Genomic DNA, 15857 nt, shown 5'->3' with positions numbered 1-15857 from the left:
GGCCTCAACGGCCCTTGAACTCGGGGGCGCGGCGCTCGGCGAACGCGGCCCGTCCCTCGGCGGCGTCCTGGGTCGCGAAGCAGATCGTCTGCAGGTCGCGCTCGTACTGGATCGCCTGGTCCAGCGGCATCGTGTACGCCGCGCGCAGGTTGGCCTTGGCGGTCTGGGCGGCGATCGGGGCCCTGGCGGCGATGGTCGCGGCCAGCTCGCGGGCGGCGTCCAGCAGCTCGGCCTGCGGCAGCACCCGGCTGACCAGGCCCCAGGCCAGCGCCTGGGCGGCGTCGATCGGGTCGCCGGTGAGCAGCATGACGGCGGCGTTGCCGGGGCCGATGCTGTGCGCGAGCAGGGCCGACTGGCCGCTGCCGCCGATCCAGCCGAGCTTGATCTCCGGCGCGGCGAAGGTGGCGGTCTCGGCGGCCAGGCGGATGTCGCAGGCCATGGCGAGCTCCAGCCCGCCGCCGTAGGCGTAGCCGTTGACGGCGGCGATCACCGGCTTGCGCAGGGCGCGGATGGAGTCGCCGTAGTCGCCCCGGTTGCGGAAGTCCCAGGGCTCCTCGTAGCCGTCCAGCTCGCGGATGTCGCTGCCGACGCAGAAGGACCGCTCCCCGGCGCCGGTCAGGACCACCGCCCTGACCTCGCGGTCGGCGTTGAGCGCGGTCACGTGGCCGTGCAGGTCGGCGGCCATCTCGGGGGTGAGCGCGTTGAGCTTGGCGGGGCGGTCCAGGGTGAGCACCGCGACGTGCCCGTCCACCTCGCAGCGGATGTCAGTCATGTGCGTCCTTCGCGTCCATCGCAGTTCGTTCGGCATCGGCGCGGGCCACCTCCACCACCTCGCGCATCGCCTCCTCGGCCTTGCGGTGGTGGTGCCGGCGGATGGCGAGCGCCACCCGCTCGTGGCCGGGCAGGGTCTCCTTGTTGTGGCTGACCACCCGGGTGTGCACGTGCCGCACGGAGCGCAGCGCGATGCTGATCATCTCGTACGCGTGCAGCAGCAGGTCGTTGCCGCTCGCGGCGAACACGGCCCGGTGGAAGGCGAGATCGGCCTCGATGAACGCGTCGGGGTCGTCGGCGGTGGCGTACAGGGCCGCCAGCGCCTCGTCGATCCCGCGGATGCCGGCGGCGTCGGCCCGCTCGGCCGCCACCCGGGCGGCCCCGGGTTCCAGCGCCACCCGCAGGTCGGCCAGCAGCCGCACGTCCTCGGGGCGGGGGCCGGGCTCGAAGCGCCAGCCCAGAACGTCGGGGTCGAGCAGGCTCCACGACTCGCGCGGGCGGATGCGGGTGCCGGCGCTGGTGCGGCTCTCCAGCAGGCCCTTGCCCGCCAGCACCTTCACGCCCTCGCGCACCGCCGACCGGCCCACGCCCAGCTCGGCCACCAGCCGCTCCTCGACGGGCAGCGGGTCGCCGGGGGCCAGCTCGCCGGTGACGATCTGCCGGCCGAGCGAGTGCACCACCCGCCCGTGCCGCGCGCCACCTGGGTAGGCCCTGCCGGCCTCGGCCTCGATCACAGCGCCGACCCTACCGGAGTGCGGTTCCGCTGACCAGACCTTCATCTGATGAAGTTTTATCTTCATCTGATGAAGCCGGACACGATACGGTCAAGGGGACACGCGAGCGAGAAAGAGGTTCCCCGTGCACATCGTCCGCTTCGTCCCCGCGCAGGCTTCCGGCGCCCCCCGCCCCTCGGCCCAGCCCGCGATCGGCGTCGCCGAGGGCGGCACCGTCACCGAGCTGACCGGCGTACGGCACCTGGGCGAGCTGCTTCGCCTGACCACCGGCGAGCTGCGCGAGCGCTGCGAGGCCGCCGACGGCCCGCGGCACGACACCGCGTCCGTGCGCCTGCTGCCGCCGGTGGACGCGCACATGGAGGTCTGGGCGGCCGGCGTCACCTACCAGCGCTCCCGCGAGGCCCGGGTGGTCGAGAGCGAGCGCGCCGCCGACGTGTACGAGCTGGTCTACGACGCCGAGCGCCCCGAGCTGTTCTTCAAGTCCACGGCCTGGCGGGTCACCGGCGACGGTGAGACCGTCTCGATCCGCGCCGACTCCGGCGTGGACGTCCCCGAGCCCGAGCTGGGCCTGGTGCTCAACAGCCACGGCGAGATCGCCGGCTACACCGTGGTCAACGACATGAGCTCGCGGACCATCGAGGGCGAGAACCCGCTCTACCTCCCCCAGGCCAAGATCTACCTCGGCGGCTGCGCGGTCGGCCCGGCGATCCGCCCCGCCTGGGAGATCGCCGACCCGTACGCGCTGGACATCGAGCTGACGATCCGCCGCGACGGCGGGGTGGCCTGGACCGGCCGGGCGAGCACCGGACAGCTCCACCGCCGCCTGGACGACCTGGTGGGCTACCTGTTCCGTGAGGACGTCTTCCCCGACGGCGCGGTGCTGGCCACCGGCACCTGCCTGGTCCCCGACCTGCCGTTCACCCTGGCCGCGGACGACGAGATCACCATCTCCATCGCCCAGGTCGGCACCCTGACCAGCACGGTGGTCGTGGGCAAGAAGTCCCTCACCTGGCTCGCCCCCTGACGGCGGCCGGCCCGCCCGGGATCGCCGGGCGGGCCGGTGTGCGCGCACGGGGTGAAGCGCCGCGCGCGCGGGGCTCAGTCCGCCGACGGGGTCGCCGTCGGGGTGGCCGTGGGAGCCGGAGCGGGGATCGGGTACGGGAAGTCGGCGGTCACGCCGATCTTGTCGTACTCCATCTTCGAGGGGTCGAAGCCCTGCAGCCAGTTGGCGTTGGTGACCTGGTTGCACTGGTAGCTCTGGTACTTGTCGTCGGTGACCTTGCCGACCTCGATGTTCTCGAAGGTGAAGCCGCAGCCGCCCGCGTCCATGTGCACGCCGCGGGTGCCGCTGTCGGGCATCGAGGCGTCCGGGATCACGTCGCCCACGACCAGTTGCGAGACGTGGTTGCGCATCTGGTGCGGCTCGAAGTTGCTGACGCCGTAGGTGTAGAAGGCGCCCATGTCGCCGCTGTCGAGCCCCAGCTCCTCCAGCCGGATGTACTTGAAGACGTTGTCGTAGGTGTAGTTGTCCTCCGGCTTGACCTCGGGGCGCGACTCCAGGCTCACGCCGTAGCGGGCGCCGTGCCGCACGACGGTGTGGCTGACCTCGTTGCGGCCGGTGCTCATCAGCTCCACGCCCGCGCTGTCGCCGGGGACCAGCTCGCCGATGTGGTGGATGTAGTTGTTGGTGAAGACGTGGCCGTGGGAGATGTCGCCCTCGCCGGGGTAGCCGCCCTCGACCTTGATGCCGTCGTTGCCGATGTTCTCCAGCAGGCTGTCGGAGACCCGGACGCGCTCGTTGGCGAACAGCAGGTAGACCGCCGTGTAGCCGGTGTCGGAGATGTGCAGCTTGCGCAGGTCGATGTCGCGGCTGTTGGTCACGGTGATCGTGCCGAAGCGGTTGCGCGGCATCTCGATCTGCCGGTCGTAGACCGGGTACTTGTGCTCGTAGCCGGAGTCGCCCTCGCTGATCCAGCCCGAGCGGTACCACTCGACGAAGTCGGAGTACTGCAGCGCCAGGCCCTCGAAGGTGAGGTTCTGCACCCTCGCCTCGGGGCTGCTGCCCGCGATGTTGAGGATCGTCCTGACCGTCGGGGCCATGATCTTCACGTTGTCGATCGATCCGGAGCGGGGCCGGTAGTAGACCTCGCCGGCGGCGAAGTCGAAGTAGTACTCGCCCGGCTGGTCCAGGAACCGCAGCGTGTTCTGCAGGAAGTAGCGCGAGCCGCTGCGGCTGTTGACGAACGCGTAGCGCGCCCAGTGGTTGAGGGTGAAGAAGTTCTTGCGGAAGTCGGCCCCGCCGATCGGCACGGTGTCGGTGAACCAGCTCCAGCTACCGCCCGACCACACCACGATCTGGGCGTTCTTGTCGAAGTCGGCGTCCCAGGCGGCCGGGACGTCCTCCGGCTTGAAGTACAGCCACTGGCGCACCGCCTCCTTCTCCGGCTCGCCCAGGATCGAGAACAGGTACGGGCCCCACTCGGTCTCGGACTTGCGGTTCGGGTAGCGCGCGGTGGTGGCCCGTACGCCCTCCTCGAAGAGGGTGTAGAACCTGCGGTCCACCTTGGCCTTGTAGACGCCGTCCTTGTAGGGCTGCCAGCCGGTGATCTGCTTGGCGCCGAGCAGCCTGGCCTTGCCCGGCCCGTCGGCGCTGCGGTAGATCACCCGGTGCCCGTTGGCGCCGGAGTCCTGCTCACCGAAGTCGATGGTCTTCTCCACCGGGTAGTCGCCGGCCTTGAGGTTGACCACGATGTCGCAGCGCATGTTCTTGGTCAGGCGGCGCACCTCGTCGCGGGCGTGCTCCACCGTCTTCCACGGGCGGTCCTGGCTGCCCTTGGCCCGGTCGTCGCCGCCGGGCGCCACCCATAACTCGACGGGCTTGCAGTCGCTCGGCGCCGCCTGGACCTGCGTGGGGACGGCGGCGCCGCTCAGCGTGAGCACCGCCGCGGCGGCCACGCTGAGGTATTTCAGCCGGTTCATCGTGCGTTCTCCTTCCAGCGCTCGTACTCGGCGCGGGTTTCGGGGGTGAGCGGGTAGTAGTCGGACAGGGCCCCTCCCTCCTCGATGCGGGAGCGGCTGAACCGCTCCCACTGCTCGTGCTCGGCGGCGGCCTGGACCACCGACTCGGCGCGCCTGCGCGGCACGATCACGGCGCCGTCGTCGTCGGCCACCACGAGGTCCCCGGGCAGGGCCAGCACCCCGCCGCAGGCCACCGGCACGTGGTACGCCCACGGGAACAGCTCCGACTGGGAGGCGTAGTGCGGGGTGAAGCCGGTGCACCAGATGGGCACGCCGAGCCGGCGCACCCGGGGCGCGTCGCGGATGCGGCCGTCCACGACGATCCCGGCGCCGCCCTTCTGCTTGAAGTAGCGCACCAGCATGTCGCCGAAGCAGCCGGTGAACGCGCTCCCGTACGCCTGCACCACCAGCACGTCGCCGGGACGCACGGCCTCCAGCGCGGCCCACAGCGCGGTGTGCCGCTCCACGTACTCCTGGCCCAGGCCGGAGGCGATGTCCTCGCGCTGCGGCATGAACTGCAGAGTCAGCGCGGGCCCCGCGACCTTCTGCCCGGCCTCGATCGGGCGCGGGCCCTCCACGAAGGTCCGCCTGATGCCCTGCGCGTGCAGCTTGGCGCACGCGGTGGCGGCGCTGACCCGCGACAGCCGCTCGACCAGGGCGGGATCGGGGCGCTCCGGCGCCTCCCCCCGGATCGGCAGATCCCAGACGGCGCCGTCGGGCGTGATGTCATCCACTGGTGGTGAACTCCCTACAGGTGGTTGTGTGCTGCGCGGTTGGCGTGGGGGGTCATGCGCAGGTCGAGGTGGACCCGCGTGCCGGGCGGCAGGACGACCTCCAGGCGCGGCCCGCCGACCGCCACCTCCCGGCGCGCGGTCACGACCTCCGGCGCGGTGTACGCGCGCGGGTCGCCGGGGTAGCCGGGCCCGGCGGTCGCGGACACGGTGGTCGCGGACACGGTGGTCGCGGACACGGTGGTCGCGGACACGGCGGTGAAGGCGTGCTCGGCGTACGTGCCCGCCTGGACCACCAGCCGCCTGGCCCTGGTGAGGCCCAGGTTGACCAGCTCCACCCCGGCGCGGTCGGGCCGGGAGGCGTCCACCAGCGCGGCCACGTCCGGCGGCAGGCCGGGCCTGCGCCGTTCGGCGTCGAAGTAGGCCAGGCGGGTCGGCAGCAGCCCGCCGTTGTAGAGCACCTGGGGGGTGCCGGTGGTGAGCTGGAGCAGCGCCTCGGTGAGCACCGGGTTGAGCCGCTGCCAGTGGTGCACGTGGATCTCGCCCAGGTCGGCGCGGTCGGCGTCGATGAGCTTCATCCGCCGCTCCACCTGGCCGAGCGCGGCGGTGAGCATGGCCTCGGGGTAGCCGGGGTTCTCCCCGCGCAGGTAGGCCAGCCACGGCGCCTCGTGCCCGGCCTCCTCCTTGTTGCGGAAGTGCCGCACCGGGCGCCAGTCGTACCCGCTCTCGCGCCTGATCCGCTCGATGCGCTCCAGGTCGGCGGGGTCGCCGCCGGCCTGCCACAGCCACAGCGGCAGGCCGAGCTGCGGCGGCTGGTAGTCGAACCAGCCCGCGTCGCCGTGCCGGTTGGGCACCAGCAGCGTGGGCCGGGAGGCGTCCTCGCCCAGCTCGGCCAGCCACCGGTCTCGGATGCTCATCTCGGTCTCGGTGACCGCGCCGCGCACGCCGTGCCGCAGCACCGTGTCGAGCGGGCCGCGTCCGATGTCCAGCCGGTCGGTGGTCCCGGTGAGCAGCACGGTGTTCACCGCGGCGACGGCCGCCGCCGCGCCCACGCTGTAGATCCCGTGCGGCCACAGCCAGCCGTAGTTGCCGCCGTACCAGCGGCCGCCGTGCAGCTCGCCGACCTTGCCGGACGGGCCGACGTTGTCGGGCAGTATCCCGCCGTTGTCCTCCGCGCGCCGCCGCCAGGCGTCGATGTAGCGCAGCGCCCAGGCGCCGAAGCGCTCCTCGTGGCCGTACAGCCAGGCGTTGACGGCCAGGCTGGTCGCGGCCAGGTTGACCGCCACGTCGCCGCGGCCGATGCGCTCGCGCATGGCCGCGCCCATCCGGGCGGCCTTGTCCGGGTCCTCCAGGTCGGCCCAGGTCGTCACGCCCGGCACGTCCGGCAGCGGCAGCCCGTACGGGCGCATGCTCGCCAGCCCCGCGTGGTAGGACGACCACTCCTCGTTGATGCCGTAGCGGGGCCCGCAGGCCCCGTTGTGCGGGGCGCGGATGGTGTCGGTGGCCGGGTCGTAGTTCCCCGTGGGCGAGCCGGGCAGGTACAGCTCGGCGAACCGGTACGCCCGCTCGCGGAAGGCCGCGTCGCGCGGGTCGGCGGCGCAGATCTCGTAGAACAGCAGCAGCGACTCGCCCTGGTGGAACCAGTCGTAGCCGCGCTCGAACTCGTCCACCAGGTAACCCAGCTCGGTGAGCTGCGCGGTCACGCCCTCCCAGTGGTGCTTGGCGGCGTCGAGCAGGTCGTCGGCGCCGCCGAGCCGGTAGAGCGTCGGCCAGTTGAAGAACGCCTCGTAGAAGTCGTCGGCGCCGTCGCGGCTGGCGGCGGGGCCGTGGTAGGTCAGCCGTCCGTCCGGTTCGCAGTAGCGGGCGGCGAAGGCCCGCCACGCCTCGTCCAGCGCGTCGAACAGGCGGCGTTGCAGCACGGCCCACGCGGGCGGCGGGCCGAGCGGGACGTCGGCGACCACCCGCGGCAGGTTGTCGGTCATGTCAGCCTTTCGAGTCAGCCCTTCGAATCAGCCCTTGGTGGCACCCGCGGTCAGGCCGCTGATGATGTGGCGCTGCATGATCACGAAGAACACGAGCAGCGGGGCGATGGCGAGCAGCAGTGTGGGGAACACGACGGTGTAGTCGGTGGAGTACTGGCTGACCGCCGCGTAGACGCCGGTGGTGACCGTGTACAGGCCGCTGCCGGGTCCCAGGATGATCTGCGGGTTCACGAAGTCGTTCCACACCGAGAAGGTGTTCAGGATGACCATGGTGGCCACGACCGGGCGCATCAGCGGGAAGATGATCCGCCAGAAGGTGCGCAGGCGGCCGGCGCCGTCCACGTTGGCGGCCTGGTCCAGGGTGGCCGGGATGGTGCTGATGTAGCCGGCGTACAGGAAGATCGAGAACGGCAGCGTGAGCACCGTCTCGAACAGCACGAAGCCGCGGATCGTGCCCATCAGGCCGAGCGTCTTGAGCACGTACACGACCGGGATCACCAGCACCTGGCTCGGGATGAACGTGCCGGCCAGGAAGAACAGCATCAGCACCCGGAAGCGCCGCTTGGGGCTGCGCGCGATGACGTACGCCGCCGGTCCCGCCAGCACCACCGACAGCACGTTCACCGACACCACGAACAGCAGCGTCACGGCGTAGCCGCGGAAGATGTCGAACTGCGGGTTGTCCAGCGCCTTGGCCAGGTACTCGAAGGTGAGCCCGTCGAGCGGCAGGCCGAAGGGCGAGGCCAGGATCTCCTGCTGCGGCTTGAACGCGTTGACCACCAGGACGTACAGCGGGACCAGCATGAACAGCGTGGTGGCGGCGAGGAAGCCGAGCCGCGCGTAGCGCCTCATTGGTGCGCCGCCGTCTCGCCGCGCCGCCGCAGCCGGGTGACCACGAAGGCCAGCGCCGCGGTGACGACCATCAGCACCACCGACTGCGCCGAGCCGAAGCCGAGCCGGGCGTCGTGGAAGGAGTTCCACAGGATCAGGTACGCCACCGTCTGCGTCTGCCCGGCCGGCCCGCCCGCGGTGAGCGAGACCACCAGGTCGTAGGTCTTGAGCAGGGTGACCAGCGACAGCACCACGTTGACGGTCACCGACGGGCCCAGCGCGGGCAGCGTCACGTTGCGGAAGGTCTGCCAGCGGGTGGCCCCGTCGATCTGCGCGGCCTCGATCAGCGAGTGCGGCACCGCCTGGAGCCCGGCGAGGTAGAGCACCACGTTGACCCCGAACCCGGCCCAGACCAGCACCGCGATCATGGTGACCGTGGCCCAGGCGGGGTCGGACAGGAACGGCAGCACCTCGCCGCCGCGCTGGGTGATGAAGCTGTTGACCGCGCCCGTGGTGCCCAGGATCGCGCTCCACAGGAAGCCGACGACCAGGGCGCTGAGCACGTGCGGGTAGAACAGCACCATCCGGAAGAAGGTGTTGGCCCGCGACCTGCCGTTGACCAGCAGGGCGAAGCCGAGCCCGAGCAGGTTCAGCCCGGCCGTGCCGGCCCCGGCCACGAGCAGCGTGACCAGGGCCGCGCGGCGCAGCTCGGGGTCGCCGAGCAGCCTGCCGTAGTTGTCCAGCCCGACCACGGCCGGGTTCGCGCTGAACCCGTCCCAGTCGGTCAGGCTCAGGTAGAACGCCAGGCCGACCGGGACGACCAGCATGACCGCGTACAGGACGGTCGCGGGGACGACCATGATCGCCGTCGCGAGGCCCTGCCCGCGTGCGATGCCGGAGCGCATGTCTCTCCTTGTTACGTGACGGACCTTGTCACCCGACAGACCGGTCAGGAACGGCTGTCGAGCCACCGGTCCACGGCGGTGGCGACGTCGCGGGGCGACTTGCCGACGTACAGGCCCTGGACCTCGGTGTTCCAGGCGGAGTTGAAGCCCTTGGGCAGGGTGTCGGCGCCGTAGCCCTCGCCCTGGGCGACCTTGGCCGGCGCCTCGTCCAGGATCTTCTGCACCTCGCGCTCCAGCGGGGTGAACTCGCGCTCGACGCCGGTGCGGAAGTTGCCGTCCTGCTGGAGCTGGCTGGCGACCGCGGCCTTGTCGGTGACCAGCCACTGGACCAGCTTGAGCGCGGCGTCCTTGTGCGGGGTGGACTTCAGGATCATGTACGGCGCGGCCATCGTCGCGCCCTGCGGGCCGGGGTAGGACTGGCCCTCGTCCACGGGGGCGGGGAAGACGCCGACCTCGAAGTCCTTCTTCGCGTCGGCCTCGGCGGCGGTGAACCAGCTCCCCATGACGTACATGCCGGCCTTGCCGGACAGGAAGGACGCCTCGGCGTCGGCGTACTTCAGGCCCAGGGCGTTCTTGTCCAGGTAGCCCTTGTCCAGCCAGCTCTTGTACCGCTCCAGGTAGGGCAGCATCGACTCGCCCGCCTTGAGCGTGCCGGCCTTGACGTCCTGGTACCAGTTGGGGTGGGCGACCGCCTTGGCCGGGCCGCTGAGCTGGAGGAGCTGCAGGCCGGTGACGAAGTCGCCCGCGGTGCGCAGCGGCAGGTAGCCGGCGTCCTTGAGCTTGCCCATGGCCTCGGTCAGCTCGTCCCAGGTCTTCGGCGGCTCGGTGATCCCGGCCTTGTCGAACGCGGTCTTGTTGTAGAAGACCAGCGACTGGGCCTGCTCGCCGACGCCGACGGTGTAGATCTTGCCGTCCAGCGCGGCCTCCTGGGCCAGCGGCGTGTCCTTCACCCAGGGCTGGTCGCTCAGGTCGAGCATCTGCGGGGCGAGGGTCTCATCGGCCATCAGGGTCTCGACCACGTCGGGCGCGTTGCCCGCGGCGAGCTGCTGCTGGAGGGTGTCGGCGACGCCCTTGCCGGACGGCGCCTCGATCTTCACGTCGATGCCCGGGTTGGCCTGCTCGAAGGTCTTCACCAGCCCCTCCCAGTACGTCTGGGTCAGGTTCGGGGTGATGTTGACCAGCATCCGCACCTCGGTGGTGCCGCCCTCGCTCTGCGCCCGCTCCTCGCCGGCGAAGCCCCCGCCGCCGCACCCGGCGAGCACGAGGGTCATCAGGACGCCGGCGGCGGGCAGCGCGCCCGCCCGTGCCCGGCTCGCGTGTCGTGGCCGCATTACGCCTCCTCACCCTGTGCGAGCCCCCGCGCTCACAACTTCTAATGGGTCAATAATCGAGTAACGATTCTTTAATACTTGGCGGGCGGAACCGCCGTCAAGAGGGCATTCGATGTGACAGGGGCGGGAAAAGTATGTTGCTTCGCCCCGAACTGAGTCTTAAATCGCTAAGCTTGTGGGGTGACTACCCAAGCCCCCCGCGGCGCCCTCGCGCTCAGCGACGAGGAGCGTTCGACGCTGCTGTCCTGGGCCACGCAGGCCGGCGGCGCGCTGGCCGTGCGCAGCCGCATCGTGCTGGCCTTCGCCGACGGCCTGTCCGGCAAGGAGGTCGCGGCCCAGGTGAAGGTGAGCCCTGCCACGGCCGGCAAGTGGCGCGACCGGTTCGTGGAGCAGGGCCTCGACGGCCTCACCGACGCCCCGCGCCCCGGCAGGCCGCGCAGCGTGGACCGCGAGGAGGCCGAGCGGCTGATCACCGCCGCGATCGAGGAGGCCCGGCGGGGCGGCGGGGCCATGCCCTCCACCCGCTCCCTGGCCCGCGCCCTGGGCCTGTCGCAGTCCACCGTGTCGCGCATCTGGCAGGAGCGCCGCAAGGACGACGGCGGCGAGCCCGGCCCCGTCGCGGCCCTGCCGCCGGAGGCGCCGCCCGAGATCCTCACCCGCGAACTGCTGTCCGACCGCGTCTACACGCTGCTGCGCCGCTGGATCGTCTCCGGCGAGCTGGTGGCCGGGCAGCGGCTGGTCGAGTCGGAGATCGCGCGCAGGCTGGGCACCAGCCAGGCCCCCGCCCGCGAGGCCATCAAGCGGCTGGCGCACGAGGGCCTGGTCAGCTACCTCCCCCACCGGGGCAGCTACGTCGCCGAGATCTCCGCCCAGCAGGCGCGCGAGGTGCGCGAGGTGCGGGTGCTGCTTGAGGAGTTCGCCGCCCGCAACCTGGCCACCCGCATCCAGCCGCGCACCCTGCAACTGCTCGGCGACGACGTCGCCAGGATGCGCAAGGCGGCCGAGCAGGGCGACATCGGCGACTTCCGCGAGGCCGACATGGCCTTCCACCGCCACGTCGCCGCCGCCTGCGGCAACTCCTTCCTGCCCCGGGTGTGGCGGGCGCTGGAGCCGAGCCTGTGGGGGCTGCACGTCGTGGGCAACCCCCTCTACAGCGGCGACTGGCGGGCCATGGCCGACCACCACGCCGAACTGCTGGGCGCGCTGGCGTCCGGCGACCCCGAGGAGGCCGCGCGGCTGTTCGCCGCGCACGCCCGCGGCGCCGGCTCCCGCACCCACCTGCGCGAGGCCCCGCCGCGCCGCCTCCGCCCGGTGGCCGAGGTGCGCGGTCGCGGCGGGCGCTCGGCGCGCATCAGATGGCGCCCCGCAGCAGGGGCGTGAGCCGCTCCACGACGGCCGAGGTGAACCTCTCGTCCTCCGGCAGGTCCCGGCCGAAGACCGACTCGACGGCGAACAGGCGGCGGGCCAGCGCGGGCGCGTCCGCGGCGCCGCTCGCGGCCTCGCACAGCCGGTCGGCGATCGGGTCGTCCAGCGGCAGGGCCGGGTCGGCGGCGGCGCGGGCGACGTACGCCATCCAGGCGGCCACGCCGAGCGCCGCCCAGCGCGGCACCGCCCCGGCGGCGAGGCGGTCGCGCGCGGTGCCGAGCAGCCGCAGCGGCAGCTTCTGCGAGCCGTCCATGGCCACCCTGACCGTGCGGTCGGGCAGCGCGGGGTTGGCGAACCGCTCCAGCACGCCCCGCCGGTACGCCGCGAGGTCCAGCCCGTCGGGCACGGCCAGGGTCGGCGCGGCGTCCTCCAGCATCAGCCGCTCGGCGGCCCCGGCCAGCTCGGGATCGCCCACCGCCGCCGCGATCGTCTCGTGGCCGCGCAGCGCCCCCAGATAGGCCAGCAGCGAGTGCGAGGCGTTGAGCAGGCGCAGCTTGACCGCCTCGTACGGGGCCACGTCCGGCGTCAGCACCACCCCGGCCAGCTCCCAGGGCGGCCGGTCCGCGGCGAAGTCGTCCTGCACCACCCACTGCCGGTGCGGCTCGGCCGCCACCGCCCCCTCGTCGCGCACGCCGAGCAGCCGGGCCGCGTCGGCGCGGTCGGCGCCGGTCGCGGCCGGCACGATCCGGTCCACGACGCTGGACGGGAAGCGCACGGACGTCTCGATCCACCCGGCCAGCGGCCCGCCCTCGGCAGGCGGGAGCGCGGCGCAGAAGTCGGCCACCAGCCGGCGCAGCACCTCGCCGCCCGCCACCAGGTTGTCGCAGGACATCACGGTGACCGGGGCGCCCGAGGCGCGGCAGCGGGCCTGGAGGCCGCGCACCAGCCGGCCCACCGCGCTCACCGGCGGCCCCGCGCCCGCCACATCGGCCCGGACCACGGGGTCGGCCAGGTCCAGCCCGCCGTCCGCGCCGCGCCGGTGGCCCTTCTCGGTCACCGTGAGGGTGATGATCCGCACCCGCTCGTCGGCCATGCGGGCGAAGACGGCGTCCGGCTCGGCGCCGGCGTACAGGACCTCGCGCAGCGTGCCGACGACGCGCGCCGACAACTCGCCGGGCCCCCGGGCGAGCACCGTGTACAGGCCGTCCTGCGGGCGCAGCCGCCGCACCACGTCGTCGGAGCGCTGGGTGACCCCGCACACCCCCCAGCGCGTGTCGCCGCCCGCCGTGGCGGCGTCCTCGGTGAAGACGGCCTGGTGGGCGCGGTGGAACCCGCCCAGCCCGAGGTGCACGATGCCCACGCCTAGCGCCGCCGGGTCGTGGCCGGGCACGGCGACCCGGCCCGACCGGCGCAGCCGGGGCAGCTCGGCGAGCGCCAGCCTCCCGCTCACCAGTTGTGCACCGTCCCGTCCATCAGCCTGCTCACCGGCAGGTACGCCGGCTGGTACGGATACCGCGCCGCCAGCTCCTCGTCGATGTCCACCCCGAGCCCCGGCTCCTCCGAGGGGTGCAGGTAGCCGTCCTCGAACCAATAGCCGTGCGGGAACACCTCGTCGGTCTCGGGCGTGTGCCGCATGTACTCCTGCAGCCCGAAGTTCGGGATGCTCACGTCCAGGTGCAGCGCCGCGCTCATGCACACCGGCGACAGGTCGGTCGCGCCGTGCGAGCCGCTGCGCACGTGGTACAGCGCGGCCAGGTCGAAGATCCGGCGCAGGTGGGTGATGCCGCCCGCGTGCACGACCGTGGCCCGGATGTAGTCGATGAGCTGCTCGGTGATCAGGGTGTGGCAGTCCCAGATCGAGTTGAACACCTCGCCGACCGCGATCGGGGTGCGGGTGTGGGTGCGCAGCAGCCGGAACCCCTCCTGCAGCTCGGCCGGGACCGGGTCCTCCATCCAGGTCAGCGCGTACGGCTCCAGCGCGTGGCCGAGCCTGCCCGCCTCGATCGGGGTCAGCCGGTGGTGCACGTCGTGCAGCAGCTTCAGGTCGGGCCCGAACTCCTCCCGCACCCGGGCGAAGACCGAGGGCACGAAGTCCAGGTAGCGCTCGGTGGACCAGGCCGACTCCGAGGGCAGGGCCGCGTCGGCGGGCTCGTAGAACATCTTGTCCTTGCTCACGCCGTACGTGGCATCCAGGCCGGGCACGGCGGTCTGCACCCGCACCGCCTTGTAGCCCAGGTCGCGGTAGCGCGCGACCTCCTCCAGCACCTCGTCCACCGTCTCGGCGTTGGCGTGGCCGTACACCGTCACGCCCTCGCGGGAGCGCCCGCCGAGAAGCTGGTAGACCGGCAGCCCGGCCACCTTGCCCTTGATGTCCCACAACGCGGTGTCCACCGCGGCGATGGCGCTCATGGTCACCGGGCCGCGCCGCCAGTACGCGCCCCGGTACAGGTACTGCCAGGTGTCCTCGATCCGCGCCGGATCACGCCCGATCAGCAGCGGCACCACGTGGTCGGTGAGGTAGGAGGCCACGGTCAGCTCGCGCCCGTTGAGCGTGGCGTCGCCGACCCCGGTCACCCCCTCGTCGGTGAAGATCTTCAAGGTGACGAAGTTGCGGCCGGGACACGTCACGATCACCCGCGCGTCCGTGATTCTCACTGGGGGAGTCCTCCTAGTCGGTTGTCCGTACGGCAGGGCCGGTACTGCCGCGGACGAGAAGCTGGGTGTCCAGCTCGCGCCCGCTGCGCGGCGGGTCCTCGCCGTCCACGATCCTGAGCACGAGATCGACCCCGGCCCGGCCGATCTGCTCCTTGGGCACCGCGACGGTGGTCAGCGGCGGCGCCGACATCGCGGCCTGGGGGATGTCGTCGCAGCCCACGACGCTGATCCCGGCCGGCACCGCGACGCCGCGCGCCGCGAACCGGCTCATCAGGCCCAGCGCCATCACGTCGTTGTACGCCACCACCGCGCTCACCCCCGAGGCGAGCACCATGTCGGCCGCGGCGATCCCGCCGTCGAAGGTCGGCGCGTAGTTGCCCAGCTCGGCCAGCTCGGCCCCGGCCCCGGCGACGGCCGCACGCAGCCCCGCGACCCGCTCCTCGTTCGACCACGACGACACCGGCCCGGCCACCAGGCCGATCCGCCGGTGCCCCAGCGCGGTCAGATGGGTGACGGCGTGCCGCATCCCGCCCGCGTTGTCCGCGGTCACGGCCGGCACGTCCCCCGCCCTCCGGTGCAGCAGCACCAGCCGCACGTCCGCCGCCAGCGCCAGCAGCTCATCGTCGCTCAGCCGCGGCGAGCACAGCACCAGCGCGTCCACCTGCTTGGCCAGTTTCCGCGCCAGCCGCGCCTCCAGCCCGGCGTCCTCGTCGGTGTCGGCCACGAACACCGCGTACCCGGCCTCCCGGGCCCGCGCCTGCATCCCCTTCACCACGCCCGGGAAGAAGGGATTGGCGAGATCCGGCACGATCAGCCCCAGATTCCCGGTACGCCCGGTGATCAGCCCCCGCGCCACCGGATTCGGCTCATACCCCAAACTGGCCGCCGCCCGCCGCACCCGCTCCACCGTGGCCGGATTCACCAACGCCGAGTCCGCCAACGCCCGCGACACGGTAGACGGCGAAACCCCGGCCACCCGAGCCACGTCCCGTATGGTCGCCCCCATCACAAACCCCCGTCCCTCTCCCACGCGGTCATCGGCGCGCACACCCCATGCCACCCACGCCGAACGCCACCCCGGCCGCCGCCCGCCCCGGCCCGCCACGGCGCCACCGCCGTCCAAGCCTCCCCACACACGCCTCCCGCGACAGCGCCGCGCCCCGCCCCACCCCACACGTAGGCGGAGGCCATACGGCGGACGCGCGCCCGAGCCGGAACGCCCGCACCACACGCCGAGCCCACCCTGGCACAGCCATCCGCAACGGTGGCCACGCACACCGACGCGACCGCAGCCCATCCCGGCCGGCCGATGCCAAGCGCGCGTGGACGCGCACCACGTGCGGCGGACCGGGCACTCACCCCGAACAAGACGGGCCACCGGCCGCGTAGGTGAGAACGTGCACGGCCTGCGGCCCGCCCAGCCCCCACCCCGAACCGAACAGACCACCGGCCAGGCAGGTGAGAGCGTGCACGACCTGCGGCACCCCCGGCCCCTTCCGCGAACAGGACGAGCCGACGGCCGCACAGGTGCGGA

General features: G+C 72.6%; 13 protein-coding genes. 2 read left to right on the top strand and 11 right to left on the bottom strand.

The annotated features are described in order from the left end of the window. Positions 1-4 precede the first annotated feature (4 nt). Positions 5-772 (bottom strand): enoyl-CoA hydratase/isomerase family protein, encoded by a 768-nt coding sequence (locus HNP84_RS04925; protein WP_185048151.1) that lies wholly within the window; start codon positions 770-772, stop codon positions 5-7. Beyond that, positions 765-1505 (bottom strand): FadR/GntR family transcriptional regulator, encoded by a 741-nt coding sequence (locus HNP84_RS04920; RefSeq protein ID WP_185048150.1) that lies wholly within the window; start codon positions 1503-1505, stop codon positions 765-767. The genes HNP84_RS04925 and HNP84_RS04920 overlap by 8 nt, the downstream gene beginning before the upstream one ends. A 124-nt stretch (positions 1506-1629) precedes the next feature. On the opposite strand from HNP84_RS04920, the gene HNP84_RS04915 reads away from it, so the two are divergent. Continuing rightward, complete coding sequence (locus tag HNP84_RS04915) at positions 1630-2529, top strand: fumarylacetoacetate hydrolase family protein (RefSeq protein WP_312923781.1); 900 nt, start codon at positions 1630-1632, stop codon at positions 2527-2529. A 74-nt stretch (positions 2530-2603) separates the two neighbouring features. On the opposite strand, the gene HNP84_RS04910 is transcribed toward HNP84_RS04915, so the two are convergent. From HNP84_RS04910 to HNP84_RS04885, 6 genes are read right to left on the bottom strand one after another with little or no spacing between them, the layout of a single operon-like run. Further along, complete coding sequence (locus HNP84_RS04910) at positions 2604-4484, bottom strand: right-handed parallel beta-helix repeat-containing protein (protein WP_185048148.1); 1881 nt, start codon at positions 4482-4484, stop codon at positions 2604-2606. Further along, complete coding sequence (locus tag HNP84_RS04905; RefSeq protein ID WP_185048147.1) at positions 4481-5257, bottom strand: RraA family protein; 777 nt, start codon at positions 5255-5257, stop codon at positions 4481-4483. Before HNP84_RS04905 ends, HNP84_RS04910 begins: the two co-directional genes overlap by 4 nt. 14 nt (positions 5258-5271) lie before the next feature. Next, the gene (locus HNP84_RS04900; RefSeq protein ID WP_221335868.1) at positions 5272-7236 is read right to left on the bottom strand and encodes a DUF8034 domain-containing protein; all 1965 of its coding nucleotides are present in this window, start codon (positions 7234-7236) and stop codon (positions 5272-5274) included. Between the two features lie 27 nt (positions 7237-7263). Continuing rightward, positions 7264-8088, bottom strand: a complete 825-nt coding sequence (locus HNP84_RS04895; protein WP_185048145.1) for a carbohydrate ABC transporter permease — start codon at positions 8086-8088, stop codon at positions 7264-7266. Then, positions 8085-8972 carry a carbohydrate ABC transporter permease gene (locus HNP84_RS04890; RefSeq protein WP_221335867.1) on the bottom strand — a complete coding sequence of 296 codons (888 nt, stop codon included), beginning with the start codon at positions 8970-8972 and terminating at the stop codon, positions 8085-8087. Before HNP84_RS04890 ends, HNP84_RS04895 begins: the two co-directional genes overlap by 4 nt. A 44-nt stretch (positions 8973-9016) precedes the next feature. Next, positions 9017-10303, bottom strand: coding sequence for an ABC transporter substrate-binding protein (locus HNP84_RS04885; protein WP_221335866.1), 1287 nt, complete (start codon positions 10301-10303; stop codon positions 9017-9019). Positions 10304-10483: 180 nt separating this feature from the next. Here HNP84_RS04885 and HNP84_RS04880 point away from each other — a divergent pair, with 180 nt between their 5' ends. Next, entirely contained in the window at positions 10484-11683 is a 1200-nt protein-coding gene (locus tag HNP84_RS04880) for an FCD domain-containing protein (protein WP_221335865.1), read from the top strand. On the opposite strand, the gene HNP84_RS04875 is transcribed toward HNP84_RS04880, so the two are convergent. The 3 genes from HNP84_RS04875 to HNP84_RS04865 are packed head-to-tail and all read right to left on the bottom strand — an operon-like array spanning position 11655 to position 15329. Then, positions 11655-13118, bottom strand: a complete 1464-nt coding sequence (locus HNP84_RS04875) for a mannitol dehydrogenase family protein (protein WP_221335864.1) — start codon at positions 13116-13118, stop codon at positions 11655-11657. The two genes, HNP84_RS04880 and HNP84_RS04875, sit on opposite strands and share 29 nt — an antisense overlap. Continuing rightward, on the bottom strand, positions 13115-14323 hold the full coding sequence (manD, locus tag HNP84_RS04870) for a D-mannonate dehydratase ManD (RefSeq protein WP_185048143.1): 1209 nt from the start codon (positions 14321-14323) through the stop codon (positions 13115-13117). The genes HNP84_RS04875 and manD overlap by 4 nt, the downstream gene beginning before the upstream one ends. Positions 14324-14336: 13 nt before the next feature. Continuing rightward, positions 14337-15329, bottom strand: coding sequence for a LacI family DNA-binding transcriptional regulator (locus HNP84_RS04865; protein ID WP_185048142.1), 993 nt, complete (start codon positions 15327-15329; stop codon positions 14337-14339). Positions 15330-15857: the final 528 nt, after the last annotated feature.

The organism is Thermocatellispora tengchongensis, assembly GCF_014202315.1.
GTDB classification, from domain to species: Bacteria; Actinomycetota; Actinomycetes; order Streptosporangiales; family Streptosporangiaceae; genus Thermocatellispora; species Thermocatellispora tengchongensis.
The sequence above is the reverse complement of the archived record's forward strand: the minus strand, read 5'-3'. Positions and strand labels throughout refer to the sequence as shown.